This is a genomic window from Streptomyces omiyaensis (genome assembly GCF_014650895.1).
GTDB lineage: Bacteria > Actinomycetota > Actinomycetes > Streptomycetales > Streptomycetaceae > Streptomyces > Streptomyces omiyaensis.
In genome coordinates this window covers 518,775-544,932 of the sequence record NZ_BMVV01000002.1, presented here as the reverse complement: position 1 = coordinate 544,932, position 26,158 = coordinate 518,775, and the positions used below count along the sequence as shown (strand labels likewise).

Sequence of the window (26,158 nt, the reverse complement as noted above, 5' to 3'; positions counted from 1 at the left end):
TCATTACGACGACGAAGTGCGAATGCCACAGGTTACCGGCGCCCGCACCCCCCGTATCAAATCGGTTCGGTGGCCGGCGGCCCCGAGGAGCGCGTGGCCCGGACCACAGCTTCGGCAATTGACAACCGTTTCCAGTTTTGTTGAAAATGAGTGTCATGAACGTACGCCGTCTGATACCCGCCACCGCCGTCTCCGGAGCCGTCACCCTCGCGCTCGTCACCCTCTCCGCCTGCGGCGGGAGCTCCTCGGCCGCGGACAAGGGGACGGACGGCAAGCTGGACGTCGTCGCCTCGTTCTACCCCGTGCAGTACCTCGCCGAGCAGATAGGCGGCGGCCACGTCGCCGTCCAGACCCTGACCAAGCCCGGCGTCGAGCCCCACGACCTGGAGCTCAAGCCCCGGCAGGTCGGCGAGCTCGCCGACGCCGACGTCCTCCTCTACCTCAAGGGCGTCCAGCCCGCCGTCGACGAGGCCATCGCCCAGGCCGGCGTGGAGCACACCGTCGACGCCGCCACCCTCACCTCCCTCGAAGCCCACGGCGCCTCGGCCGGCGAAGGCCACGACCACGCCCACGAGGGCGGGGAGTCCCACGAGGGCGACGCCCACGAGGACCACGACCACGGCTCCGAGGCCGGCACCGACCCCCACGTCTGGCTCGACCCCGTGAAGTACGCCGAGGTCGCCAAGGGCGTGGGCGCCGCCTTCGCCAAGGCCGACCCGGACCACGCCGCCGACTACGAGAAGAACACCGCCGCCCTGGTGAAGAAGCTCGGCGACCTGAACACCGAGTTCGAGACGGGCCTGAAGTCCACCGCCACCCGGACCTTCATCACCACCCACTCCGCCTTCGGCTACCTCGCCGAGCGCTACCACCTGGAGCAGGAGGGCATCACCGGCGTCGACCCCGAGTCGGAGCCGAGCCCCGCCCGCGTCAAGGAGCTCCAGGACGTCGCGAAGGCCGACAAGGTCTCCACCGTCTTCTTCGAGACGCTCGCCAGCGACAAGACCGCGAAGACCCTCGCGGCCGACACCGGTCTGAGGACCGACGTGCTCGACCCGCTGGAGGGAATCACGGAGAAGTCCAGGGGCGATGACTACTTCGAGGTCATGCGGTCGAACCTCGCCGCACTGAAGACCGCTCTCGGCGCCGAGTAGGAGGCCCCCCTCGTGAGCGACGACCAGCCCGTCATCTCCGTCCGCGGAGCCACCGCGGCCCTCGGCGCGCGCCCCGTCCTGCGGGGCGTCGACCTCACCGTCCACCGCGGTGAGGTCGTCGCGCTGCTCGGCGCCAACGGCTCCGGCAAGTCCACCGCCGTCCGCGCGGTCATCGGCCAGGTCCCGCTGACCGGCGGCACCATCGAGCTCTTCGGCACCGAGCGCAGGCGCTTCCGCGACTGGGCCCGGGTCGGCTACGTCCCCCAGCGCACCACCGCCGCCGCCGGCGTCCCCGCCACCATCCGCGAGGTCGTCTCCTCCGGCCGGCTCTCCCGCCGCGGGTTCGGCTTCGCGACCAGGGCCGACAAGGCCGCCGTCGAGCGGGCCATCGCGCTCGTCGGCCTCGCCGACCGGGCCGGGGACTCCGTCTCCGCGCTCTCCGGCGGCCAGCACCAGCGGGTCCTGATCGCCCGGGCGCTCGCCTCCGAGCCCGAACTGCTGATCATGGACGAGCCGATGGCCGGCGTGGACCTCGCCAGCCAGGAGGTGCTCGCCACGACCCTGCGCGAGCAGGTCGCCGGCGGCACCACCGTCCTCCTCGTCCTGCACGAGCTGGGCCCGCTGGAGCCCCTCATCGACCGCGCGGTCGTGCTGCGCGACGGCTGCGTCGTGCACGACGGGCCGCCGCCCGAGGGCGTCGGACAGCACGCGCTGCCCGGTCACGACCACGTACATCCGCACGCGGCCGGCGAGCCGCTCCGCACGGGACTGCTGACCTGACCATGGACTTCCTCGAACCCGCCTTCATGCAGCGGGCGCTCCTCGCCGCCGTCCTCGTCGGCGTCACCGCGCCCGCCGTCGGCATCTACCTCGTCCAGCGCCGCCAGGCGCTGATGGGCGACGGCATCGGGCACGTGGCCATGACCGGCGTCGGCCTCGGCTTCCTGCTGAACTCCAGCCCGGTCTGGATGGCCACCCTGGTCGCCGTCGCCGGCTCGGTCGCGATGGAGCTGATCAGGTCGTACGGCAAGACCCGCGGCGACCTCGCGCTCGCGCTGCTCTTCTACGGCGGCATGGCCGGCGGCGTGCTGCTGATCAACCTCTCGCCGACCGGCTCCAACGCCAACCTCACCTCGTACCTCTTCGGCTCGCTCTCCACCGTCTCGCCCGAGGACATCACGGCGATCGGCGTCCTGGCGGCCTTCGTCGTCCTGGTCACCGTCGGCCTGCGCAGGCAGCTCTTCGCCGTCAGCCAGGACGAGGAGTTCGCCCGCGTCACCGGCCTGCCGGTGCGGCTGCTCAACCTGCTGATCGCGGTCACCGCCGCCGTCACCGTCACCGTCGCGATGCGGGTCGTCGGCCTGCTCCTGGTCAGCGCGCTCATGGTGGTGCCGGTCGCCGCCGCCCAGCAGCTGTCCAAGTCCTTCCGGGCGACCTTCGTCCTCGCCGTGGCGACGGGCGTCACCGTCACCCTGGCCGGCACGGTCACCTCGTACTACCAGGACGTCCCGCCCGGCGCGACGATCGTCCTGTACGCGATCGGGGTCTTCGTCCTCATGACGCTGCTGGCCGCCCCGCTCGCCCGGCGACGGGCCCGGGCCGCCGCGGCCGCCGCCGGCGACGGCTGCGACACCACCGTCCCGGGGGGCCGCAAGCCCGCGGACGACGTCAGGGTCTGACCCGGGTCAGGGGGGACTGGCAGAATGGCGGGGGCAACGGATACATCAAGGAGGCCCCCGTGGCGACGGCAGGACCCCCCGTACGCGGCCGCTCGACCAGGCAGCGCGCCGCCGTGGCCGCAGCGCTGAGCGAAGTGGACGAGTTCCGCAGCGCGCAGGAACTGCACGACATGCTCAAGCACCGCGGTGACTCCGTCGGCCTGACCACCGTCTACCGCACCCTCCAGTCCCTGGCGGACGCGGGCGAGGTGGACGCGCTGCGCACCAGCGACGGCGAGACCGTCTACCGCCGCTGCTCCTCGGACGACCACCACCACCATCTGGTCTGCCGCGCCTGCGGCAAGGCCGTCGAGGTCGAGGGCCCGATGGTGGAGCAGTGGGCCGAGACGGTCGCGGCCGAGCACGGCTTCGTGAACGTGGCGCACACCGTGGAGATCTTCGGCACCTGCGCGGAGTGCGCGGCGAAGTGACCTGACATACGAGCGGGCCCGCACCGGAGCGATCCGGTGCGGGCCCTTTCGCGTCGGGTCACAGGCGCCGGCTGTGCCGGTCCAGGAGGGCCCGGAGCCGGTCGGCGCCGTCCGGGTCGGCGAGGCCGTGCTTGGGCAGGTAGGCGAAGCCGGAGCCGGTCGACCGGGGCGTGAGCAGGACGAAGAGCCGGTCGGTCTCCACGTACCGGGGCAGCAGCGCCCAGCGGATCACGGCGTCGGCCTCCCGGGAGGTCCACCGGACGCTCTCGGCGTCGACGACGACGCCGGCCTCGCCGCCCTGGGCGCGGGCGGCCCGGTGGAACGCCCGGGCGACCGCCCAGCCCGTCAGGTGGAGCACGGCGACGACGGCGACGCCGAGCGCGGTCATCTCGACGACGGTCCCCGTCTCCTTCGCGCCCGGGAGCAGCAGCTCCAGGGCGGCGATCAGGAGGGCGAGGACCGCGGTGCCGTACGCGACCCGTCGCAGCACCCGCCACCAGCGGGCCGCCCCCAGGCTGACCCGCACCGCCTCGCGCACGTCGGCGAGGACGACGGGGTAGGCGAGCTCGACCCGGTCGTGGTGCGTGGAGTCGTCCGGTGTCCCGTTCACGCGCCGGATCGTAGCGGCTTCCGCCGGCGGGCCGGTGTCACCCCTTGTCGAGGACGGCGAGGTCGGCCGGGTCGACGCCGCCGAAGCGGCGGTCGCGCTGGGCGTACTCGACGCAGGCCCGCCACAGGTCGCGGCGGTCGAAGTCGGGCCACAGCACGTCCTGGAAGACCATCTCGGCGTACGCGCTCTGCCAGATCAGGTAGTTGGAGGTGCGCTGCTCGCCGCTGGGCCGCAGGAAGAGGTCGACGTCCGGCATGTCCGGGTAGTAGAGGTACTTCTGGATCGTCTTCTCGGTGATCTTCGACGGGTCGAGCCGGCCGGCCCTCACGTCCTCCGCGAGCGCCTGCGCCGCGTCGGTGAGCTCCGCGCGGCCGCCGTAGTTCATGCAGAAGTAGAGCGTGAGCTTCGTGTTGTCCTTGGTCTGCTCCTGGGCGACCTGGAGCTCCTTGGCGACGGACTTCCACAGCTTGGGCATCCGGCCGACCCAGCGGACCCGCACGCCGAGGGAGTCGAGCTGGTCGCGGCTCTTGCGGATGAAGTCGCGGTTGAAGTTCATCAGGAAGCGCACCTCCTCGGGAGAGCGCTTCCAGTTCTCGGTGGAGAAGGCGTAGAGGGAGATCGAGCCGACGCCCATCTCGATGGCGCCCTGGAGGACGTCGAGGACCTGTTCGGCACCGACCTTGTGGCCCTCGGTGCGGGGCAGGCCGCGCTCCTTGGCCCAGCGCCCGTTGCCGTCCATGACGATCGCGACGTGTTCCGGCACGAGCTCGGACTGGAGCTTCGGCGGGCGGGCGCCGGACGGGTGCGGCTCGGGGGTGCTGTACTCCCGGCGCTGGCGACCGAGGAGTCGTGCGATGGCCATGACGTGGTCTCTCCTAGCTTTTCTCTACGTACCGCAGGGAGCGCAGGCCGCGCTCCAGGTGCCAGTGCAGGTAGGCGGAGACGAGTCCGCTGCCCTCCCTGACGTGACGCGGCTCGCACGCGTCCGCCGTCGCCCAGTCGCCGGTGAGCAGGGCGCTGAGCAGGCCGATGGCCTCCGCTGAGGGTACGACGCTTCCGGGCACCCGGCAGTCGCCGCATATGACGCCGCCCGCCGCGACGGAGAAGAAGCGGTTCGGCCCGTCGAGGCCGCACTTGGCGCAGTCGGAGAAGGAGGGCGCGTAGCCGTTGACGGCGAGGGAGCGGAGGAGGAAGGCGTCGAGGATGAGGTGGGGGGCGTGTTCGCCGCGGGCGAGGGTCCGCAGCCCGCCGACGAGCAGCAGGTACTGCTGGACGGCCGGCTCGCCCTCGTGGTCGGTGAAGCGCTCCGCCGTCTCCAGCATCGCGGTGCCGGCGGTGTAGCGGGCGTAGTCGGTGACGATGCCGCCGCCGTAGGCGGCGATGGTCTCGCTCTGGGTGCAGAGCGGCAGTCCCCGTCCGACCAGCTCGCTGCCGCGGGCGAAGAACTGCACGTCCACGTGGGAGAAGGGTTCGAGACGGGCGCCGAACTTCGACTTGGTCCGGCGCACCCCGCGCGCGACGGCGCGCACCCGTCCGTGTCCGCGCGTGAGGATCGTGATGATGCGATCCGCTTCGCCCAGCTTCTGGGTGCGCAGCACGATGCCGTCGTCGCGGAACAGACTCATGGGCCCATTCTCCCGTACGCGGGAGCGGCCCGGGCGCGGGTCCTCCGGATCCGGCCCGGAGGCGGACGGGGCGGGGAGGCGGGCATGGGCCCCGGGGCGGACTCGGGGCGGCCGGGGCGGACTCGGGGCGGCCGGGGTGCCGGAGGGGACCGGGTGCCGGGGGCCGCACCCCGGAGGCGGGGCCGGCGGCCGCGTCCGGGGCCGGCGACCGTGCCCGGGCGGGACGGCGGCCGGAGGCCCGGGCGGGGGCGGCCGGGAAGGCCGGGCGGGGCGGCCGGGCAGGCCGGGGCCGGATCAGGGGACCTCGCCGCGGCTGCGGGCGTTGACGTGGGCGGTGGCGGCGCTGAGGCGCTCCGCGGAGGTGGCCTCGCGGACCTCCTCGGGCTCCACGTCCCACTCGCGTCCGCCGCCGAGCGGGCGGATCTGGACGTACGGGCCCTCGTGGCCCATCACTCTCGCGACCCGTCCGGTGCGGATCTCCACGACGTACGCCCCGATCGGCAGTGTCATGACCGGCCCTCCTCCCCGGCGGTCCGGGCCCGGCGGTGGCCGGGCGGGTCCGCCGTGCGGTGTCCCTGTGCGAACGAGCGGCCGCGGGGGACGGCGGGGCCGCGGTCCGGCCGCCGGTCCCGGGCGGGGGATCCCCTCGCGCCGTTCCCGCGCATTTCCGGCTCCGCGTGCCGCGCCGCTCCGACTTCCCCCGTGGTCGTTCTCTCCTGGTGTCTTCCTTCACCAACGTATGCCTTTCTGAATCCATTTCCCGCTTCCCCACTCCCGGGTGACCGGTGATCCGTAGAATCGGGGGACGCACCAAGGGAGTTCGGGACGTTCCCGCACGCCACCCGGGCGGGATGTTCGAGCGGATAATTCGATTCGCGGCCGCCGAGTCGGGCGCGAAATCGGCGGAGCACCGCACATTCGGGGGATTTCCGAACGGCCGTCCTCGGCGGCCTCGGAATTGCTCCCGGAGCGCCCCCTGTTTTCGCCCCGGCGCACGCCGGGGCGCGCACAGGGGGCGCACGGAGCGCCCCGTTTCCGCCCCGCGGGACGGCGCCACCGGGCCGGACGTGGTGCGGGGCGGGCCGGTGCCCCTACGATCGGCGCGGGAGCGCCGCCCTGTCGCCCGGAGGCGCCCCGGGACCGACCGACGGCGGCGGAGGACTGCGGACGATGACGGCCACCCCTTCTCTGGTCCTGCGCGGTGGCGAATCGGTTCTTCGCTTCGCCGGCGGGCCGGTCACCCTGCACCGGCCGGACAAGGAACACCACATACCGCTGGCGGCGATCTCGTTCGTGCACGCCGAGGGCCGGTCCCTCGCGATCGTCCTCACGGCCTCGGGCGCGAACGAGCCCACGATCTACCGCGTCACCGACGTCGACGAGGCCGCCGCGCTCGCCTTCGGGGAGGCCGTGACGGCCGCCCTGCCCGCGGAGCCCGCCCCGGACGGCGCCGAGCTCGTCACCACCCGCGCGCCCCGCGCCCCGGAGCCCCCCGCGGCCCGCGGCGTCGCCTGGGGGCCGGTGGCGGCCGCCGTCGCCGCCGTCCTGCTGATCGCCCTGGCGGTGTTCGCCGCGCGGGGATGACCGGAGGCGCCCGGCCGGGAAGGGACGGCCGGGCGCACCCCCGCCCCCTGCGATCACGCCCTGCCGACGGCCCCGCCCCAGGCCGATCTTTGGGAAGTCATAAGTTCGCCTTATGGGGCCATAGACCGGGGTCGGGTACCACTTTCGCCCCCGCGTTAATTAGGGTGGCCTAAGTGTCGGCGGTTCCGCCGCACCCCGTACGCGAAGGGAACCCAGTCATGCCCCGCCCCCTCCGGGTCGCGATCGTCGGCGCCGGCCCCGCCGGCATCTACGCCGCCGACGCGCTGCTGAAGTCCGACACCGCCACCGAGCCGGGCGTGTCCATCGACATCTTCGAGCGGATGCCGGCCCCCTTCGGCCTGATCCGCTACGGCGTCGCCCCCGACCACCCGCGGATCAAGGGCATCGTCACCGCCCTCCACCAGGTCCTCGACAAGCCGCAGGTCCGCCTCTTCGGCAACGTGAACTACGGCACCGACATCCACCTGGACGACCTGCGGTCCTTCTACGACGCCGTGGTCTTCTCCACCGGCGCCATGTTCGACCGCGAGCTGAAGATCCCCGGCGTCGACCTGGACGGCTCCTTCGGCGCCGCCGACTTCGCGTCCTGGTACGACGGCCACCCGGACGTCCCGCGCACCTGGGACCTGTCCGCCGAGAAGGTCGCCGTCCTCGGCGTCGGCAACGTGGCCCTCGACGTCGCCCGCATCCTCGCCAAGACCGCCGAGGAGCTCCTGCCGACCGAGATCCCGGCCAACGTCCACGAGGGCCTGAAGGCCAACAAGGCCGTCGAGATCCACGTCTTCGGGCGCCGCGGCCCGGCCCAGGCCAAGTTCAGCCCCATGGAGCTGCGCGAGCTGGACCACTCCCCCACCATCGAGGTCATCGTCAACCCCGAGGACATCGACTACGACGAGGGCTCGATCGCCGAGCGCCGCAAGAACAAGCAGACCGACATGGTCGCCAAGACCCTGGAGAACTGGGCGATCCGCGACGTCGGCGACCGCCCGCACAAGCTCTTCCTGCACTTCTTCGAGTCCCCGGTCGAGATCCTCGGCGAGAACGGCGAGGTCGTCGGCCTGCGCACCGAGCGCACCGAGCTCGACGGCACCGGCAACGTCAAGGGCACCGGCGTCACCACCGACTGGGACGTGCGGTCCGTCTACCGCGCGGTCGGCTACCTCTCCGACGAGCTCCCCAAGCTGCCCTGGGACGCCGTCAGCGGCACCGTCCCGGACCAGGGCGGGCGCGTGATGGAGGGCGACGAGCCCATGGCCTCCACCTACGTCACCGGCTGGATCCGCCGCGGCCCGGTCGGCCTCATCGGCCACACCAAGGGCGACGCCAACGAGACCGTCGCCCACCTCCTGGAGGACTTCGCCGCCGGCCGCCTCCTCGCCCCGGCCAGCCCGGAGACCGACGCGGTCGTCGGCTTCCTGGAGGGCAAGGGCCTCACCTACACGACGTGGGACGGCTGGTACGCCCTCGACGCCGCCGAGAAGGCGCTGGGCGAGCCGCAGGGCCGCGAGCGCGTGAAGATCGTCGAGCGCGAGGACATGCTCCGCGCGAGCGGCGCGATCGACTGACGCGGCGCTCCCCCGCCGGGAGCGCGACGGAAGGGGGCGCCCACCGGGTGCCCCCTTCCCGCGTCCGGTCCTACGCTGGAAGGACCGGAAGGGGTGAGGGCCGTGTCCGCACCCGTGATCGACCGCGCCGGCCGGGCCCGTGACGCGGTGTCCCGCGAGGCCTGGACCGAGGCGTACGCGCTGCTGCACGCCCGCGACCGGCAGCCCGACGAGGCGCTGACCGCCGACGACCTCGGCGCGCTCTCCGACGCCGCCTGGTGGTCCGGCCACCTCGACGAGTCCGTCGCCGCCCGGCTCCGCTCGCACTCCGCCCACGTGGCGGCCGGAGACCACCGGGGCGCCGGGATGGCCGCCTGGTGGCTCCACTACGAGTACGCGGGCCTGGGCCGGCCCGCCGTCGCGGCCGGCTGGCTGCACCGCGCCCGCCACCACCTGGACGGGCTGCCGCCCTGTCCCGAGCAGTCCTTCCTCGCCTGGGCCGACGCCGAGGAGGCCACCGCCCGCGGCGACGGGACCGCCGCGCTCGCCGCGACCGGCCTCATGACCCGCCTCGCCGAGGGGTCCGGCAGCCCCGACCTGCTGGCCCTCAGCCGCCAGGCCTCCTGCGCCGCGCTGCTCGCCCAGGGCCGCCGGGCGGAAGGGCTCGCCCTCCTCGACGAGGCGATGTGCGCGGCCGCCGCCGGCGAGCTCAGCCGCGTCTTCACCGGCTGGCTCTACTGCCTGGCGCTCACCCAGTGCATGGAGGCCGCCGACCTCGGCCGGGCCGCCGAGTGGACCCGTACCGCGATGGAGTGGTGCGCCGCCTCGGACACCGGCGAGAACCCCTTCCGCGGGGTCTGCCGGGCCCACCGGGTCGACGTCCTGGACCTCCTCGGGGAGTGGCGGGCGGCCGAGGAGGAGGCCCGGCGGGCCTGCCGCGAGGTGCCCGTGGACTGCCTGGAGGCGGCGGCCGCCGCCTACTGCGCCGCCGGGGACGTGCAGCGCCGCCAGGGCCGCCTGGACGAGGCCGCCCGCTCCTACGCCCACGCCCACGAACTGGGCCGGCTCCCCCAGCCGGGACTCGCCCTGCTGCGCCTCGCGCAGGGCCGCGCCGACGCCGCGGCGGCCGGACTGCGCCTCGCCCTGGTCTGCCAGGACGCCCACCGCGGCCCGCTGGCCCGGGCCCGGCTGCTCGCCGCCGCCACCGAGGTCGCCCTCGCCTGCGGAGGCGTACGGGACGCGGCGGACGCGGCGGCGGAGCTCGACGCCCTCGCCGGTGACGTGCCGCTGCTGCGCGCCCTCGCCGACACGGCGGCCGGCGCGGTGGCCCTGGCCGGGGGGACCGAGGAGGCGCTGCCCCCGCTGCGGCGGGCGCTGGAGGGGTGGCTGCGGCTGCGGGTGCCGTACGAGGCGGCGCAGACGCGGATGCTGATCGCGGCGGCCGACCGGGCCGCCGGGGACCAGGAGGCCGCCCGGCTGGAGCTGGCCTCCGCCCGGGACGCCTTCGAGCGGCTCGGCGCCGGTCCCGACGCCCGCCGGGCCGCCGCGCTGCTGACGGCCGCGTCCCGCCGCCGGCTGCCGGGCGGGCTGACCGCCCGGGAGGCCGAGGTGCTGCGGCTGGTCGCCGGGGGCGCGACGAACAAGGGCGTCGCCGGCGCCCTGGTCATCAGCGAGCACACGGTCGCCCGGCACCTCAACAACGTCTTCGCCAAGCTGGGCGTCTCCTCGCGCGCCGCCGCGACCGCCTACGCCTACGCGCACGGCCTGGTCTGAATCGCCCATCCCGCGGCGGTGCCGGAATGGGCGGTCCGGGCGATGCGGCCGCCGGGACCGGACGCGTACACCGGGAGCATGACCACTTCGACGGAGACCCTGGACGCGCTCCGCGGTGCCGTGCGCGGCACCGTCGTCACCCCCGGCGACCCCTCGTACGAGGAGTCCCGGCGGGTCTACAACGCCCTGCACGACCGCCGTCCCGCCGTCGTCGTCCGCGCCGCGGACGCCGGCGACGTGAGCGCGGCGGTCCGCCACGCGCGGGAGCACGGCCTCCCGCTCGCGGTCCGCGGCGGTTCCCACTCGGTCGCCGGCTTCGGCACGGTCGACGACGGCCTGGTGGTCGACCTCTCCCCGATGCGGGAGGTCCGGGTCGATCCGGAGGACCGCACGGCCCGGGCGGGCGGCGGCGCCACCTGGGGCGACCTCGACCACGCGGCGCACGCCTTCGGGCTCGCGACCACCGGCGGGGTCGTCTCCACCACCGGGGTCGCCGGGCTGACCCTGGGCGGCGGCATGGGCCACCTCGCCCGCCGGTACGGGCTGAGCTGCGACAACCTGATCGGCGCGGAGGTCGTCACCGCCGACGGGGACCTCGTCTCCTGCGACGCCGGGCGCCGCCCCGACCTGTTCTGGGCGCTGCGCGGCGGCGGCGGGAACTTCGGCGTGGTGACCGAGTTCGCCTACCGGCTGCACCCGCTGGCGGAGGTGCTCGGCGGGCTGACCTGCTACCCGCAGGACGAGGCGGTGATCCGCGCCTGGTACGAGGCGGCCACCGCCGCGCCCGAGGAGCTGAACATCATCCTGGTGCTGGCCCTCGGCCCGCAGGAACCGTTCCTGCCGGAGCGCTGGCACGGGCGTCCGGTCTGCGCCGCCTTCACCTGCTTCAGCGGCCCCCGCGAGGGCGACGAGAAGGTGCTGGCCCTGCTCGACGGGCTGGGCCCGGTGGTCGGCCGCTTCATGGAGCGGATGCCGTACCCGGTGATCAACACGCTCTTCGACGAGCAGCTGCCGGCCGGCCTGTACCACTACTGGAAGGGGAACTTCAGCCGCGGGCTGAGCGACGGGGCCGTCGCCGCGCACGCCGCGTACGGCGCGACCATGCCGACCATGGAGTCGGACACCGCGCTCTTCCCGATCGACGGGGCCTGCCACCGCACCGGCCCGGAGGAGACCGCCTTCGCCTACCGGGACGCGGACGTCTCGCACTCCATCGGCGCGACCTGGACCGACCCGTCCGGCACGGCGGCCGGCGTGGCCTGGACCCGCGCCTACGACCGGGCGCTGCGCCCGCACACCGAGGCCGGCGGGTACGTGAACTTCATGGACGCCGACGACCAGGACCGGGTCCGGGTGAACTACCGGCAGAACTACGCGCGGCTGCGCGAGGTGAAGCGCCGCTACGACCCCGGCAACGTCTTCCGGCTCAACCAGAACATCGTGCCGTGAGCGTGGTTCAGGCGACCGTCCGGGCGGAGGCGAGCAGCCGCAGGACGTCCTCGGGGAGGAGGCCGAGCGCCGTCCCGACGGTGCCCAGGACCTCCTGCTCGGCCGGGCTGTAGCAGCCGTCGGCGAGGGCGATCCGGGCGGCCTGGAGCAGCAGCGCCTCGCGGCCCGCGGGCTCCAGGTGCGGGGTGAGCGGGGCGACGGCCTCGTGGATCTCGATGGCGAGGAGGGCGCCCTCGGGGTTGATCTCCGGCATGAACCGCCCGGTGTCGGCCTCCAGCGCCTCGACCAGGTCGACGAGCTGGACGGCCGTGCAGTCGGCGTATCCGGCGGAGCGGACGGCGTGCACCGCGCGGTCGAGGACCTCGCGGGAGCCGGTGCCGCCGGCCGCGAGGACGGCGAGGGCGACGGTGTGGACGGCGTCCCGCAGCATGGCGGAGAAGCGGCCGGTGGTCGGCCGCTCCAGGACCTCGGTGCCGAAGTGGGTGTGGCAGGCGGCGCACTCCACGACCGGCCCGGTACAGCCCCGGGGCACGAGCGGGACGCCGAGGACGGCGAACCGGCGGCGGCCGGTGCGCCGCCGGTAGTTGCGGTCCCCGCCGCACTCCTCGCAGAAGAACTCGCCGTCCCCGATGGTGTTCCAGGAGGTGCGGATGCCGCAGACGGTCAGCTTGCCACCACGTGTTTCCCGGGCAGAACGCACGCGCACCTCCTCAACGGCCCGGCTGCACTGCCGGTGCGTTGGCGTGATGTTAGCCACATCCATGATGTGGCGTCAGCACCTCGTCCGTACTTCGCACCGGAGATGGCCGAGACACGTCACCGGGGTTTCAGGCCCGGCGGCGGCGCTTCGCGAAGGCCAGGAAGCCTCCGCCGAGCACCAGGGCGCCGACGGCCGCGCCGATGACGCCGGGTCCGATGGCCGAACCCGTCGTCGCGAGATCACCCTCCGGGGTGGTCGCGGACGGGGCCGGCGCCCCGGTCTCCTCGGGGGTCCCGGCCGGGGCGGTGGTCCCGGCGGGGGTGCCGGAGGGCGTCTCGGAGGGGGCGGGCACGCCGGTCTCCGGGGTGCCGGGGGCGGAGGTGGTGGGCGCCGGGGTGGTGGGCGCCGGCGGCTCGGTGGTGGCCGGCGGGGTGGGGACCGGGGTGTCGGTCGGCTTCGGGGTCTCCGGGGTGACGACCGGGCCGGGGACGGTCTCGCCGGGGAGGCAGCCGGCGAAGGTCATCTGGTGGGTCTCGGCGCCGGGGACGGTGACGAGGTTCTTCGCTATCACGGCGCCGTTGACGTGGCCGGGGCCGACGCCGGGGCCGCCCATGTGGACGGTGGCGCGGGGGGCGAGGATCGTGCCGGGCCACGAGGTGTAGTTCTTCTTCACCGTGGTGGCCTGCGGGAAGTTCCACAGCAGCTGGGAGCGGATCGTGCGGTAGGCCTGGTCCGGCACGTCGTAGTCGTCGACGACGGGCAGGCCGCCGGCGAGGTTCTTGTAGTAGACGCCGTAGGTGGCGTTCGTGTTCATGTCGTACGCGGTGCCGAGCACGTTCACCAGGGTGGAGGCGCCGACCGGCACGTCGAAGGTGATCGCGCGGGCCTTCTGGAGGTCGGCGGCGTCCACGGCGAAGACGTTCAGCCGGGCGTCGGTGCCGGTGAGGAAGAGGCCGTCGCCGGCGGCGGAGACGGTGCCGTTCGGCTTCTCGCCCGCCCAGGCGGTGGAGCGCGTGCGCAGCTCGGCGAACTCCTTGCCGAAGTCGACCGGGGAGGCGCCCTCGGCGATCGGGCCGTCGACGCCGAAGTTCTTGCCGCCGGAGGCGTTCACGACCTTGCCGGCCACGCCGGTGCCCTTGGTGATGACGACCTGGTTGGCCGTCAGGGTGCCGCCCACGACGAGGCTGTGGCCGCCGGGCAGCCTGCCGAGGTCGGCGGAGGTGAGCTGGTGGCCGACGGAGAAGCCGGACGACTGCGCCGGGTCGCCGAACCTGGCGTCGCCGCCGACCGCCACCGCGCCCTCGGAGTCCGAGTGGCGCACCGAGTCGCCCTCGACGAACTCCGCGTACAGCCCGGCCGTGCCGAGCGGACGGGGCGCGCATGCGGCGGGGTCGGCGGAAGCGGCGGGGGCCCAGGCGAGGGCGGCTCCGGTCACCGCGAGGACGGTGGCCACGGCAGCGGACGTGCGCATGCGGAACTCCAGGTCAGGGAGTGCGGGGAGGGAAGGAGTGGGGGGTCCCGGGGGGAGTGGTCTGTACCATCCGTCACACCGTGATGTGCCGTCAACTCACCGCATATGGCGCCGATTCCGGCATGTCGCCATGATCTTCCTTAAGTAGACCTGAAACCGTGACGCACCTCACAAAAGCGCCGCCCCGCCCCCTCGCGGAGGGGGCGGGGCGGGCGTACGGAGCGTGAGGTCAGCGCGCGGAGCGGTTGACCGCCGAGATGACCGCCTTCAGGGAGGCGCGGGTGGTGTTGGCGTCGATGCCGATGCCCCACAGGACGCGTCCGTCGATGGCGCACTCGATGTACGAGGCGGCCTGCGCGGAGGCGCCCTCGCTCATGGTGTGCTCCTGGTAGTCCAGCAGGCGGGCGTCCACGCCGACCGACTGCAGGGCGTCGAAGAAGGCCGAGATCGGGCCGTTGCCGGAACCGGTCAGGACGGTCTCGGCGCCGTCGACGACCGCCTCGATCTTCAGCGTGTCGGTGCCGTCGGTGTCGGAGGTGGACTGGTTGGCGCGCAGCTGGATGCGGCCCCACGGGTTCTCCGGGTTGGGCAGGTACTCGTCCTGGAAGACGGACCAGATCGCGGCCGGGGTGACCTCGCCGCCCTCGGCGTCGGTCTTGGCCTGGATGATCCGGGAGAACTCGATCTGCATCCGGCGGGGCAGGTCCAGCTTGTGGTCGTTCTTCAGGACGTAGGCGATGCCGCCCTTGCCGGACTGCGAGTTGACCCGGATGACGGCCTCGTAGGAGCGGCCGACGTCCTTGGGGTCGATGGGCAGGTAGGGGACGGCCCACTCGATCTCGTCGACGGTCTTGCCCCGGGCGGCCGCGTCGGCCTCCATGGCGTCGAAGCCCTTCTTGATGGCGTCCTGGTGGGAGCCGGAGAAGGCGGTGTAGACCAGGTCGCCCGCGTAGGGGTGGCGCGGGTGGACCTCCATCTGGTTGCAGTACTCGGAGGTGCGGCGGATCTCGTCGATCTGCGAGAAGTCGATCTGCGGGTCGACGCCCTGGCTGAACAGGTTCATGCCCAGGGTGACCAGGTCGACGTTGCCGGTGCGCTCGCCCTGGCCGAACAGGCAGCCCTCGATGCGGTCGGCGCCGGCCATGATGGCCAGTTCGGCGGCGGCGACGGCGGTGCCGCGGTCGTTGTGCGGGTGGACCGACAGGCAGACGTGCTCGCGGCGGGTCAGGTTGCGGGACATCCACTCGAAGCGGTCCGCGTGCGTGGAGGGGGTCGAACGCTCCACGGTGGCGGGCAGGTTGAGGATGATCTCGCGGCCGGGGCCGGGCTGCCAGACGTCGCAGACGGCCTCGCAGACCTCCAGGGCGAAGTCCAGCTCGGTGTCGGTGAAGATCTCCGGGCTGTACTGGTAGCCGAAGGCGGTCTCCGGACCCAGCAGCTTCTCGGCGTACTCCATCACCAGGCGGGTGCCGTCGACGGCGATCTGCTTGATGTCGTCCTTGGAGCCGCGGAAGACGACCCGGCGGAAGGTCGGCGCGGTGGCGTTGTACAGGTGGACGGTGGCGCGCCGGGCGCCGACCAGGGACTCCACGGTCCGCTCGATCAGGTCCTCGCGGGCCTGGGTCAGGACGGAGATGGTGACGTCCTCCGGGATCGCGCCCTCTTCGATGATGGAGCGGACGAAGGCGAAGTCGGTCTCGCCGGAGGACGGGAAGCCGACCTCGATCTCCTTGTAGCCCAGGCGTACCAGCAGGTCGAACATCTCGCGCTTGCGGGCCGGCGACATCGGGTCGATCAGCGCCTGGTTGCCGTCGCGCAGGTCGGTCGACAGCCAGCGGGGCGCCCGGGTGATGCGCTGCTCCGGCCAGGTGCGGTCGGGGATCTCGACGGCCTCGTACCGGCCGTACTTGTGGATCGGCATCCCGGACGGCTTCTGCGCGTGCGTCGCGTTGGTGACGGGAGTGGGCCGGCTGACGAAGGGAGACTGGGACATTGCGTAGGGCTCCTCGGGTCCTTCACGGGGGACGGCCGACTGTCGAACGCAACACCGAAACCCGCGGGGAGGGGGTCGGCCTACGACTACAGGCCCTCGCCGCGGCAGCTAAGGAGAAGCAGCCCGAAACGCATGATGTGCGTCACCATAGCCCAGGACCGGGGACGGCGGACGTCCTGTTTCAGTATGCGGGACGGCGGTGACGTCAAGCCCGAAAGGTGACTCATCACTCCATTTCGCCAATCCTCGTCGCCTGTAGTGACTCCGGCGTCACGGAGTGCCACATTGCCGGTATGACCTCCCCCTTCTGCACGATCGTGCCGCCCCACCTGCTGGAGCACCTCGCGGCCTCGGAGAACCCGGCCGTCGCGGCGGCCGCGCGCCGCACCCTGATCGCCGACGCCTCGGCCCGCACCGCCCGGCTCCTCCCCCGCCCCGCGGCCGCCGCGCCCGGCGCGCCGGCGGAGCCCGCGGCCCCGCGCCGCACCGTCCACGACGCGCAGCGCCGCACCGGCCTGCCCGGCGTGAAGGTCCGCGACGAGGGCGACGCGGCGACCGCCGACGCCACCGTCAACCGGGCCTACGCGGGCCTGGGCGCCACCTTCGCGCTCTTCCGGGACGCCTTCGGGCGCGACTCGATGGACGGGGCGGGGCTGCCGCTGATCGCGACCGTCCACTACGACGAGAAGTACGGCAACGCCTTCTGGAACGGCGAGCAGATGGTGTTCGGCGACGGCGACGACGAGATCTTCCTCGACTTCACCCTTCCGGTGGACGTCATCGGGCACGAGCTGGCCCACGGCTTCACCCAGTACACGGCGAACCTGGAGTACTTCAGCCAGTCCGGCGCGCTCAACGAGTCGGTCTCCGACGTCTTCGGCGCGCTGGTGAAGCAGCACGCGCTCGGCCAGACCGCAGACCGCGCCGACTGGCTGATCGGCGAGGGCCTCTTCCACCCCTCCGTGCAGGGGACGGCGCTGCGCTCGATGAAGGCGCCGGGGACGGCGTACGACGACGACGTGCTCGGCAAGGACCCGCAGCCCGCCCACATGGACGACTACGTGCGCACCGGCCGGGACAACGGCGGGGTGCACATCAACTCCGGCATCCCCAACCACGCCTTCTACCTGGTGGCGACCGAGCTCGGCGGCCACGCCTGGGAACGGGCCGGGCTGATCTGGTACGACGTGATGACCAGCGGGGTGCTCGCCCCCGAGACCCGGTTCGCCGAGTTCGCGGCGGCGACGGTGGCGGCGGCCAGGGCGCGGTACGGCGACGCGGCCGAGATCCAGGCCGTCACGAAGGCGTGGGCCACCGTGGGCGTACCGACCGACTGAGCCGGCTGGTAGACAGGCCCCATGCGGATTCGAGTGCGGCGCACCGGTGGTTTCGCGGGCATCGAGCGGTCGGCGGAGGTGGAGGTCTCGGGCCCCGAGTGGGAGTCCCTGGCCTCCGCCGTCCTCGCGGCGCCGGAGGCCACCCGGGTCGTCCCGGACGGCTTCTCGTACGAGATCACCGTCGACGGCCGGACCGTGAGGTGCGCGGACCCGCACCTCACGGACGACCAGCGGACGCTGGTCACGAGGGTCCTCAAGGAGGGCGCCTGAGCTAGCGCCCGAAGAGACGGCCCCAGAAGCCGGGCTTCCTCTCCTCCGGGGGGCGGACGGGGCCGACCTCGAACGACCACTCGCCGTCGGCGTTCACGACCTCGACGAGCAGCGGCCCCTCGGGCAGCTTCCGGGCGTCCTCCGGGCGCCGGGCGTGGTCGCTCGCCAGCGTGTCGGGGAACGGGGCGGGGGCGCCGGGACGACGCGGCTTGTGGCCCAGGACGCGCAGGGACGCGTCGGCCCCCGCCGGGCGGAGCCGGGTGCGCAGTTCACCGGCGGGTCCGGTGTGGAGCAGCACCTCGGTCCCCCGCCCCGTGGCGCCCGCCCCGAGCTCGCGCACGCCGGTCACGGGCCGGACGACGATCACCCACTCGTCGTGGTCGCCGCACCGGAGGCGGAAGCGCAGCGGGTACAGGTCGTCGCACCACATCACCCGCTGCGCGAACCGGCCGGCCGGATGCGAGCCGCCGAGTCCGACGGCGTCCCTGCCGTTCCAGTCGACGGAGTCCAGCATGAAGAAGCCCGTCCCCCTCCAGGCGTACTCGACCAGGACGTAGCCGGGCGGCGGGACCTCCTCCATGGCGAACCTGGCATCGCCCCTGCCGACGTACACGAGGTCGTCGAACCCTCCGCCGTCGAGGATCCCGGCCGGCGCGGCCCTCCCGGTCGACGGAGCGGCCGAGGGATCGGAGGCCGGAGCGGGCGAGGGGGTGGAAGAGGCGGCGATCAGGTCCGCCCACCATCCGCCGGCCGCGCGGTCGACCCGGCGCGGGGGCGGTGCGCCGTCCTCTCCCGGTGGGCCGGAACCGGCCGGCGAGCCGTCCGCCGCAGAGCTCGTGCCCGTACCCGTGCCGAAGCCCGTACCGGCGTCCGCGCCCGGGCCCGTACCGGAGCCTGTTCCGGCGCCCGCGCCCGCCGACTTGCCGACGGCTCCGTGCGGGATCTCCAGCGGGACCGGCCCGCCCTGTCCTGGCTGCCCGGGGACCGGCAGGTCCTCCCCCTTGCTGATCTGCGTCACGGCGTCATGCTGGCACGCCGTCTCGGGGCGGGTCCACGGTCGGATGCGGCGGGGCCGGCACGCCGAGGGCGGTGAAGGGGGTGACCAGGAGGGCGTACTGCTCCGGGGTGAGCCGGCCGCGCTTGAGGACCGCGCGGCCGGCGATGCAGATCGCGGACTTGGCGTCGGACAGGAGCCCCGTGAGGTGCTCGTCGAGCTCGTCGGCGCGGGCCAGCAGTCCGCCGCGGACCCGCCGCGTGAGCGCCGAGTCCTGTGCCGCCGAGGGCCTCGCCGCGAGGCTCGCCTCCCGGCCGCCCCGGGAGCGGTCCTCGACCATGCGGTCGAAGGCGGCGGCCAGGGCGGCGGGCGGCAGGGCGAGCGCCGCGTCGACGAAGCGCTCGGTCCCGGGGTCGAGCACCGCTAGAAGCCCAGGCGGCGCAGCTGCTTGGGGTCGCGCTGCCAGTCCTTGGCGACCTTGACGTGCAGGTCGAGGAAGACGGGCGTGCCGAGGAGGGCCTCGATGTGCTTGCGGGACTTCATCCCGACCTCCTTCAGGCGGCTGCCCTTGGGGCCGATGATGATGCCCTTCTGGCTGGGGCGCTCGATGTACACGTTGGCGTGGATGTCGAGCAGCGGCCGGTCGGCGGGGCGGCCCTCGCGCGGGATCATCTCCTCGACGACGACCGCGATGGAGTGCGGCAGCTCGTCGCGCACGCCTTCGAGCGCGGCCTCGCGGATCAGCTCGGCGACCATGACCTGCTCCGGCTCGTCCGTGAGGTCGCCCTCCGGGTAGAGCGGCGGGGACTTCGGGAGCAGCGGGATGAGCAGGTCGGCGACGAGCCGGACCTGCTTGTCGCCGACGGCGGAGACGGGCACGATCTCCGCCCACTCGATGCCGAGCTCCCGGCCGAGCTGGTCGATGGCGATCAGCTGCTCGGCGAGGGTCTTGGAGTCGACCAGGTCGGTCTTGGTGACGATGGCGACCTTGGGGGTCTTCTTGATCTCGGCGAGCTCCTTGGCGATGAAGCGGTCGCCGGGGCCGAGCTTCTGGTCGGCGGGCAGGCAGAAGCCGATCACGTCGACCTCGGCCCAGGTGGTGCGGACGACGTCGTTGAGCCGCTCGCCGAGGAGGGTGCGCGGCTTGTGGAGGCCGGGGGTGTCCACCAGGATCAGCTGGGCGTCCGGGCGGTGCACGATGCCGCGCACGGTGTGCCGGGTCGTCTGGGGGCGGTTGGAGGTGATCGCCACCTTCTGTCCGACCAGAGCGTTGGTGAGGGTGGACTTGCCCGCGTTGGGGCGCCCGACGAAGCAGGCGAAGCCCGCCCGGTGGGGGGCGGTGTTCTCATCGGTCTCATCACGGCGCACGCTCATGGGGGCCATTCTCCCCGATGAGCGGCCGCCTCACGTACTCAGTGTCCCGGCCGGGCCGCGCGGCGCCGGATCCGCCACCCCGCGAGGCCTCCCCCGGCGGCCAGGAGGAGCACTCCGGCGAGCGGCCAGGGCAGGGCGACGAAGGAGACGCCGGCGCTCTCGCGGACGTCCTTCGCGGTGGCGGTGAGGGTCACCTCGCCCCAGTCGAACTGCGGTGATCCGATCCACTTCTCGGTCAGCCGGATCCGCTGGCGGGGCAGCAGCTCGGACGGCACCTGGGCGAGGTCGCGGTCGAGCAGGGTGCGGCCGAAGAGCCCCTGGGCGGAGAGGACGACCTGGGGGTTGAGGGTGACGTTGCCGCGGTTGTGGAGGGTGTACGTGACGACGGCGGTGCCGTCCCGGACGCCGGGGACGACCGGCCGGTCCTGCTCCAGGGTGACGTCCTCGACGGCGAGCGCGGGTACGGCGGGGCCGCTGACCTTGAGGTAGACGCGGGCGCCGACGGCCCGCTGGATCCCCAGGGCGACGGAGCCGCCGTCGGCGGGGGCGATCCGCTCGTCGAGGGCGACGAGGGCCCCGGGGTGGTCGCCGGGGTCGGCGTCGGCGGGGACGGTGAGGGTGAAGGGGACGGTGACGGCGGAGCGCGGCGGGACGGTGACCGTGGCGCGTTCGGGCTTGATCCAGGCACCGGTGCCGGTCTGCGGCTCCTTCAGGGTGCGCAGGGCGAAGCCGCCGTCGCGCTCGGTGTTGTAGGCGTCGGCGCCGTAGAGCCGGAAGGTGAGCGGCTCGGCCGTCTTGTTGGCGACGGTGACCCGGTCGCGGAGGGTGGCGCCGGGGTCGGCGGTGAGGAAGAAGTAGGGGCGTTCGCCGAGGCGGGCGGCGGCCGGGTAGACGGCCCACTCGCCGTTCTCGGCGGCCTGGGCGGCCGGGGACCCGAGGAGCAGCAGGGCGGCGCTCAGGAGGAGGACGTACAGCTTGCGTCGCACGGTGCGGAACCCCCGGTGGGTGCGGTGGGGAGGAGTGGGTGCGGTGGAGCCGGTGGAGAGGTGCGGGGACGGGGCCGCCGGCGGGCCGGCCGGGGGTGCGCCCGGCCGGCCCGCCGGCCGTCGTCAGGACAGGGTCAGCGTCAGCACGCCCGCGTAGCTTCCGGGCGCGGTGAACGCCGGGACGTCCAGGGAGAGTCCGGCGTCGACGGTGAACTCGCCACCGGTGACCGTGCCGTTCGCGGTGGAGGCGAGGGTCGCTCCGGCGCCGACGGGTCCGGCCGAGCCGGCCGTGCAGGCGCTGGGGCTGCCCTCCTTGGCGACGCAGGCCGGGCTCCAGCTGAGCCGGTCGGCGCCGATGGCACCGCCCGGACCGGTGAAGTCGGTGACCTTGCCGGTCACGGACCAGCCCGCGGGGCCGCCGCGGAAGTCCTTGACCGTCACCGTCCGCAGCGCCCCGGTGGCCGCGCCGCCCTGCCCGAAGTCGACCGAGGAGAGCGCGACGGCGTCCCCGGCCTGGGTCATGGACAGCTCGCCCGCCGTGACCGTGGCGGTGATCTTCTGGCTGTTCGGCGGCGTCGGGGTGTCGTCGATCACCTGGTACGGGATCGGGCCGGCGCCCTTCTCCGCGTTCCAGCTCCCGCCCTCGTAGGCGACGACGCCGGTGGTGGCCGGGTCGTTCACCTTGAGCCGGGCGACGAAGCCGCCCGCGCTGTCGGTGGTGACGGTCATCCGGTCGGCGGTCTCCGCGGCCCCGGCCCGGGCGGCCACGGTCACCTCGGTGAGCGGGGTGAACCGGGCGCCGGTGACGGTGACCCGGACGCCGGGGGCGCCGGAGGCGGTGCCGAGTTCGAGGGTCCGCTCGTTGGGCACGGGCTGGTCGCCGGCCTGGACCGTCTGGGAGACGGGGGCGGGCGGGTTGAGCACCGTGCAGGGGGTGTCCAGCTCCATGAGGTAGCTGGTGTGGATGTTGTAGTCACCGGGCGAGAGGGTGATCGCGCCCGCCGTGGTGACCGTGAAGCTGCCGGTCATGGAGAAGCCGGGGAAGGCTCCCTTGCCGGGGACCGGGGGGTTCTTCTTGGGGCCCGTGACGCTGATGGCGCCGCTCTGCGCGCCGCCGAGGACGACCTTGCCGCTGGGGGTGAGGATGTCGGCCGGGAGCGCGAGGTCGACCGGGTTGGACGCGGCGGGCTTGGTGATCGAGTAGGTCACGTTGACCTTGTCGCCGACCTTGGGGCTGGCGTTGTCGACCGAGATCACGGCGGTGGTCGTGCCCTCGATGGGCGGGATGCCGGCGATGGGCGGCGGGACGCAGCGGGTGGGGAATTCCACCGACTGCCCGGCGCCGGTCGCGTGGGCGGGGGCGGCGAGCCCGCCGCCGGCCGCGAACGCGAGGGCGGTGGCGCCGAGGACGGCGGTCCAGCGCCGTCTTCGGGCCGCCGCCCGGGTTCGGGTGAGTGCCATGTGTGTGCCCCCTCCTGAGGGTCGAGAGGGCGCCATTGACGGCCGGGGGGCGAGAGAAGTCAATAACGACGGAAGCCATTGACTGATGACCCATCAGATAATGGCAGGATCGGTCGATGTGCCGACTTCTCCGGCATGTCCGGTGGCATGCCGAGGACCGGCACCGCCCTCGGCGGCACCGGTCCCGGGTGGTGCGGTGGGTCAGCTGATGACGAACGGCCCCGGGGACTGCGACGTGACCGCGTCGCAGTTCACGGTGATGCCGAAGATCACCAGCTTGAGGGCGACGCCGGCGAAGTACGAGTTGAGGCTGTCGCCGGCGACCACGTTGGCGGCCGTCAGCGGGCCGAGCTTCGCGGTGCCGCCGGCCGGGATGGCCGGGTTCTTCTTGCCGGTGAAGACCCGGTCCGGACCCGTGGTGTTGTCCAGGATCAGCGTGGAGCCGATCGTGTCCGCGCCGACCGCGACCGGCGTGGTGACGGGGGCGGTGATCGAGACCTGTCCCGTGGTCCCGGAGTGGGTCATGGTGAGGGTGGCGGTGCCGCCGCCCCAGCTCCCGCAGTCGTACGTGGCCGTCGCCGTGCCCGGCGAGACGGCCGCGGAGGCCGTGGGGGCGAAGGCGAGGGAGGCGGTGGCGAGGCCCGCGGCGAGTGCTCCGGCCGCTCCCCAGGTGCTTCTTCTCATGGCGAGTTCGTACCCCTTCCGATGACGAACGCAGGGGTGCGGGCACTGCGTGGAATGGCGGACATCTGACGGCCCGTCGGGCCGTCCGCCGCCTATTGAGACGCAGACGGCACGGGAAGGCAAGAGAATGTGCGGAGATCCTTCACAAACGCGCAAGGGTCCGGCCGCGGCCGGACCCCCGTGCCGGCGCGCCCCGCTCAGCCCGCGGTGCCCGCCGTGCGCAGCTGCCCGTCGGGGCCCGCGAGCAGCACCGGCGTCCGCGGCCCGCCCAGGTCCCGCACGGCCGCCCGGTCCTCGTCGGACACGGCCTCGCCGGCCGAGACCACGGCCGCCGCCTCCAGCGACTCGGCCCCGCTCGCCACGGCCATCGCCACGGCCGTCCGCAGGGCGCTCAGCTTCAGCGACTCCAGCTCCACCGTGCCCGCCACGTAGGTGCGGCCGGTCTCGTCCCGTACGGCCGCGCCCTCGGGCACGCCGTTGCGGGCGCGGGCGCTGCGCGCCAGCGTGATGATCTTCAGGTCCTCGGCGCCGAGGTCGCCGTGCTCACTGCTGAGTGTCATGGAGCGAGCATAGGTCGGGGCCCCGGCTCACCCCGCCAGCGGGTACAGCGCCCCCCGCCGGCCCTCCGGGGAGTCCAGCCACTCCAGCTTCTCCGCGGTCCGCGCCTCCGGCAGCGGGGTGTGCAGCACGATCACCAGGTCCGGCCGGGCGGGCACCCGCAGCTGGGTCGCCTCCATGACGAGCAGCCCGGCCACCGGGTGGTCCATCTCCTTGCGGTTCTGGCCGCCCGGCCGGATGTCCCGGCGCTCCCACAGCTCGGCGAACTCCGGGCTCGCCGCCCGCGCCTCCTCGACCACCGCGCGGAAGCCGTCGTCGTCCGGGCACTCCGAGCAGGCCGACCGGAACTGCGCCACGACCTTCGGCGCCAGCTCCTCCCAGCCCCGCATCCGCGACCGGTACCGCTCGTCGGTGAAGAAGTCGATCAGGCAGTTCCGGGTGGCGTCCGACCGCATCCCGAGCACGGCCGCCGCCGCGTCGTTGAACATCACCGTGTTCCAGTACACGTCCATGATGTGCGCCGGGAAGGGCGTCCACGCCTCGATCAGCCGGCGCAGCCCGTGGCACATGTCCCGGTCCTCCGGGGCCGCTTCGAGGGCCGGCGGGTTCAGCGCCGCGAGGACGTACAGGTGGCGGCGCTCCGCGGGGCTCAGCTTCAGCACCCGCGCCACCGAGTCGAGGACCTGCGGGGAGACGGTGATGTCCCGGCCCTGCTCCAGCCACTGGTACCAGCTGACCCCGACCCCGGCGAGGACGGCGACCTCCTCGCGGCGCAGTCCCGGCGTGCGCCGCCGGCCGCCGTCCGGCAGTCCCGCCTCGGCCGGACCGACCCGGGCCCGACGGCTCATCAGGAACTCGCGCAGCTCGCCCAGCCGGTGCCGCTTGGACGCGTCGCTCTCGCTCGCCGTGGCCACGTCTGCTTCCTCCCCCGGACGCCTGGTGGTGCGACCAACAGGATAAGTTCCCGCTCCCCAGCGTTGTTCCCGGCCGACGAGAGTCGTGGCCATGGCAACCGTCACCTCCGCCCCCGGCACGACCGCGCCCCCCGCTCCCCCGGCCCTCACCGGGCGGTCCCGGCTCGTCCTCGTCGTGCTGTGCGCCGCCCAGTTCATGGTGTCGCTCGACTTCTCCGTCCTCAACGTCGCCCTGCCCGCGCTCGGCGCCGACCTCGGCCTCAGCCCCTCCGCCCTCCAGTGGGCGGTCACCGCCTTCGCCCTGCCGTCCGGCGGCTTCCTGCTGCTCTTCGGCCGGATCGGCGACCTCTACGGCCGCAAGCGGCTCTTCCTCACCGGCCTCGCGGTCTTCGGGGCGGCCTCCCTGCTCGCCGCCTTCGCCTGGGACCCGGCCTCCTTCCTCGCCGGCCGCGCCCTCCAGGGCCTCGGCGCCGCCGCGATCGTGCCGACCGGCATGTCCCTGCTCACCACCACCTTCCCCGAGGGCCCGCTGCGCGACCGGGCGCTCGGCATCTCCGGCACCCTGCTCTCGCTGGGCTTCACCGTCGGCATGATCCTCGGCGGCGTCATGACCGACACCCTGGGCTGGCGCTCCACCATGGGCCTGCTCGCCCTCTTCGGCGCGCTGGTGCTGCCCTTCGCGCCCCGGCTGCTCGCCGAGTCCCGCACCCCCGAGCGGCCCCGGCTCGACGTGCCCGGCGCGGTGACCGTCACCGGCGGTCTGCTGGCCCTGATCTACGCCCTGTCCACGGCCGCCGAGCGCGGCTTCGGCGGCGCGGACGTCACGGTCACCCTGGTCGCCGGCGTCGTGCTGCTCGCCGCCTTCGCCGTCGTGGAGTCCCGCAGCGAGGCGCCGCTGGTGTCGCTGCCGATGCTGCGCCGGCGCACGGTCGCCTTCGGCAACCTCGGCGGGCTCGTCACCTTCTCGATGATGTCGACGCTGGTCTTCGCGCTGACCCTGTACCTCCAGGAGACCCTCGGCCTCTCCGGCTTCGCCACCGGCCTGGTCTTCGGCGTCCAGGGCGTCCTGTCGGTCCTCGCCGGCACCTTCGCGCCCCGGCTGATCGGCCGCTTCGGCGCCCGCCGCACCCTCGCGGCCGGGCTCGCCGGACAGGGCCTGTTCGTCACCGCCCTGCTGGGGATCGGCACCGGGTCGGGTGCGGTCCTGGCGACCGCCGCCGTCTCGATCGCCTCGATGTTCCACCTGGTCGCGATCGTCTCGTACGGCGTCACCGTCACCTCCGGCGTCCCCGACGAGCAGCAGGGACTGGCGACCGGCCTGGTCACCACCACCCAGCAGGTCGGCCTGACCGTCGGCATCCCGCTGCTGGGCACCCTCGCCACCACCGGCGGCAGCCTGTACGACGGGGTGCGCACGGTGATCGTCCTGGACGCGGCGATCGTGCTGGGCGCGGCGGTGCTCGTCGCCCTGGGCCTGCGCCGCGCCCGGTAGGGCGGAGGGAGCCTC

Annotated in this window: 26 protein-coding genes; 11 read left to right on the top strand and 15 right to left on the bottom strand. The window is 73.7% G+C overall.

From position 1 onward, the window contains the following. Positions 1 to 155: 155 nt before the first annotated feature. The 4 genes from IE287_RS05370 to IE287_RS05355 are packed head-to-tail and all read left to right on the top strand — an operon-like array spanning position 156 to position 3,303. A complete protein-coding gene (locus tag IE287_RS05370) occupies positions 156 to 1,154 on the top strand; it encodes a metal ABC transporter substrate-binding protein (RefSeq protein WP_189847689.1) in 999 nt (332 codons plus the stop codon). 12 nt (positions 1,155 to 1,166) lie between these two features. Next, positions 1,167 to 1,934 carry a metal ABC transporter ATP-binding protein gene (locus IE287_RS05365; RefSeq protein ID WP_189847688.1) on the top strand — a complete coding sequence of 256 codons (768 nt, stop codon included), beginning with the start codon at positions 1,167 to 1,169 and terminating at the stop codon, positions 1,932 to 1,934. 2 nt (positions 1,935 to 1,936) lie between these two features. Further along, positions 1,937 to 2,833, top strand: coding sequence for a metal ABC transporter permease (locus IE287_RS05360; RefSeq protein ID WP_189847687.1), 897 nt, complete (start codon positions 1,937 to 1,939; stop codon positions 2,831 to 2,833). Positions 2,834 to 2,892: 59 nt separating this feature from the next. Beyond that, on the top strand, positions 2,893 to 3,303 hold the full coding sequence (locus tag IE287_RS05355) for a Fur family transcriptional regulator (RefSeq protein ID WP_189847686.1): 411 nt from the start codon (positions 2,893 to 2,895) through the stop codon (positions 3,301 to 3,303). Positions 3,304 to 3,361: 58 nt separating this feature from the next. On the opposite strand, the gene IE287_RS38320 is transcribed toward IE287_RS05355, so the two are convergent. From IE287_RS38320 to IE287_RS05335, 4 genes are all read right to left on the bottom strand, one after another. After that, complete coding sequence (locus IE287_RS38320) at positions 3,362 to 3,913, bottom strand: YcxB family protein (protein WP_229883281.1); 552 nt, start codon at positions 3,911 to 3,913, stop codon at positions 3,362 to 3,364. Between the two features lie 37 nt (positions 3,914 to 3,950). Continuing rightward, complete coding sequence (locus IE287_RS05345; protein WP_189847685.1) at positions 3,951 to 4,775, bottom strand: isoprenyl transferase; 825 nt, start codon at positions 4,773 to 4,775, stop codon at positions 3,951 to 3,953. A 13-nt stretch (positions 4,776 to 4,788) separates the two neighbouring features. Then, entirely contained in the window at positions 4,789 to 5,538 is a 750-nt protein-coding gene (recO, locus tag IE287_RS05340; RefSeq protein ID WP_031005024.1) for a DNA repair protein RecO, read from the bottom strand. A 294-nt stretch (positions 5,539 to 5,832) separates the two neighbouring features. Next, a complete protein-coding gene (locus IE287_RS05335) occupies positions 5,833 to 6,048 on the bottom strand; it encodes a hypothetical protein (protein ID WP_189847684.1) in 216 nt (71 codons plus the stop codon). Between the two features lie 660 nt (positions 6,049 to 6,708). Between IE287_RS05335 and IE287_RS05330 the strand changes: the two genes are divergently transcribed. From IE287_RS05330 to IE287_RS05315, 4 genes are all read left to right on the top strand, one after another. After that, the gene (locus IE287_RS05330) at positions 6,709 to 7,122 is read left to right on the top strand and encodes a hypothetical protein (protein WP_189847683.1); all 414 of its coding nucleotides are present in this window, start codon (positions 6,709 to 6,711) and stop codon (positions 7,120 to 7,122) included. 218 nt (positions 7,123 to 7,340) lie between these two features. Then, a complete protein-coding gene (locus IE287_RS05325) occupies positions 7,341 to 8,708 on the top strand; it encodes an FAD-dependent oxidoreductase (protein WP_189847682.1) in 1,368 nt (455 codons plus the stop codon). 102 nt (positions 8,709 to 8,810) lie between these two features. Further along, positions 8,811 to 10,460: a helix-turn-helix domain-containing protein gene (locus IE287_RS05320; protein ID WP_229883280.1), complete on the top strand. Its 1,650-nt coding sequence runs from the start codon at positions 8,811 to 8,813 to the stop codon at positions 10,458 to 10,460. Between the two features lie 78 nt (positions 10,461 to 10,538). Then, positions 10,539 to 11,909 carry an FAD-binding oxidoreductase gene (locus IE287_RS05315; protein ID WP_189847681.1) on the top strand — a complete coding sequence of 457 codons (1,371 nt, stop codon included), beginning with the start codon at positions 10,539 to 10,541 and terminating at the stop codon, positions 11,907 to 11,909. Positions 11,910 to 11,916: 7 nt separating this feature from the next. Here IE287_RS05315 and IE287_RS05310 read toward each other — a convergent pair whose 3' ends face one another. The 3 genes from IE287_RS05310 to leuA all read right to left on the bottom strand — a co-directional run bounded on the left by IE287_RS05310 (position 11,917) and on the right by leuA (position 16,073). Next, on the bottom strand, positions 11,917 to 12,609 hold the full coding sequence (locus tag IE287_RS05310; RefSeq protein WP_189847680.1) for a TerB family tellurite resistance protein: 693 nt from the start codon (positions 12,607 to 12,609) through the stop codon (positions 11,917 to 11,919). A gap of 127 nt (positions 12,610 to 12,736) precedes the next feature. Next, a complete protein-coding gene (locus tag IE287_RS05305; RefSeq protein ID WP_189847679.1) occupies positions 12,737 to 14,080 on the bottom strand; it encodes a choice-of-anchor A family protein in 1,344 nt (447 codons plus the stop codon). Positions 14,081 to 14,309: 229 nt separating this feature from the next. Then, complete coding sequence (gene leuA / locus IE287_RS05300; protein ID WP_189847678.1) at positions 14,310 to 16,073, bottom strand: 2-isopropylmalate synthase; 1,764 nt, start codon at positions 16,071 to 16,073, stop codon at positions 14,310 to 14,312. A 293-nt stretch (positions 16,074 to 16,366) separates the two neighbouring features. Here leuA and IE287_RS05295 point away from each other — a divergent pair, with 293 nt between their 5' ends. Beyond that, a complete protein-coding gene (locus IE287_RS05295) occupies positions 16,367 to 17,410 on the top strand; it encodes a M4 family metallopeptidase (RefSeq protein WP_189847677.1) in 1,044 nt (347 codons plus the stop codon). Between the two features lie 21 nt (positions 17,411 to 17,431). Next, a complete protein-coding gene (locus IE287_RS05290; RefSeq protein ID WP_189847676.1) occupies positions 17,432 to 17,680 on the top strand; it encodes a protealysin inhibitor emfourin in 249 nt (82 codons plus the stop codon). Between the two features lies 1 nt (position 17,681). Here the strand turns inward: IE287_RS05290 and IE287_RS05285 are convergent, their stop codons facing one another. The 8 genes from IE287_RS05285 to IE287_RS05250 all read right to left on the bottom strand — a co-directional run bounded on the left by IE287_RS05285 (position 17,682) and on the right by IE287_RS05250 (position 24,585). After that, on the bottom strand, positions 17,682 to 18,698 hold the full coding sequence (locus tag IE287_RS05285) for a hypothetical protein (RefSeq protein WP_189847675.1): 1,017 nt from the start codon (positions 18,696 to 18,698) through the stop codon (positions 17,682 to 17,684). A gap of 4 nt (positions 18,699 to 18,702) precedes the next feature. After that, a complete protein-coding gene (locus IE287_RS05280; protein ID WP_189847674.1) occupies positions 18,703 to 19,095 on the bottom strand; it encodes a hypothetical protein in 393 nt (130 codons plus the stop codon). 2 nt (positions 19,096 to 19,097) lie between these two features. Then, entirely contained in the window at positions 19,098 to 20,057 is a 960-nt protein-coding gene (gene era / locus IE287_RS05275) for a GTPase Era (RefSeq protein ID WP_373307806.1), read from the bottom strand. A 29-nt stretch (positions 20,058 to 20,086) separates the two neighbouring features. Continuing rightward, entirely contained in the window at positions 20,087 to 21,034 is a 948-nt protein-coding gene (locus tag IE287_RS05270; RefSeq protein ID WP_189847672.1) for a WxL protein peptidoglycan domain-containing protein, read from the bottom strand. 123 nt (positions 21,035 to 21,157) lie between these two features. Then, positions 21,158 to 22,495, bottom strand: coding sequence for a beta-xylosidase (locus IE287_RS05265; protein WP_189847671.1), 1,338 nt, complete (start codon positions 22,493 to 22,495; stop codon positions 21,158 to 21,160). Between the two features lie 201 nt (positions 22,496 to 22,696). Further along, entirely contained in the window at positions 22,697 to 23,179 is a 483-nt protein-coding gene (locus IE287_RS05260) for a hypothetical protein (RefSeq protein WP_189847670.1), read from the bottom strand. Between the two features lie 197 nt (positions 23,180 to 23,376). Continuing rightward, positions 23,377 to 23,739 carry a cytidine deaminase-like protein gene (locus tag IE287_RS05255; protein ID WP_189847669.1) on the bottom strand — a complete coding sequence of 121 codons (363 nt, stop codon included), beginning with the start codon at positions 23,737 to 23,739 and terminating at the stop codon, positions 23,377 to 23,379. Between the two features lie 27 nt (positions 23,740 to 23,766). Next, positions 23,767 to 24,585, bottom strand: coding sequence for a helix-turn-helix transcriptional regulator (locus IE287_RS05250; RefSeq protein WP_373307810.1), 819 nt, complete (start codon positions 24,583 to 24,585; stop codon positions 23,767 to 23,769). A 157-nt stretch (positions 24,586 to 24,742) separates the two neighbouring features. Here IE287_RS05250 and IE287_RS05245 point away from each other — a divergent pair, with 157 nt between their 5' ends. Beyond that, a complete protein-coding gene (locus IE287_RS05245; protein WP_189847667.1) occupies positions 24,743 to 26,143 on the top strand; it encodes an MFS transporter in 1,401 nt (466 codons plus the stop codon). The last annotated feature ends 15 nt before the right edge of the window (positions 26,144 to 26,158 follow it).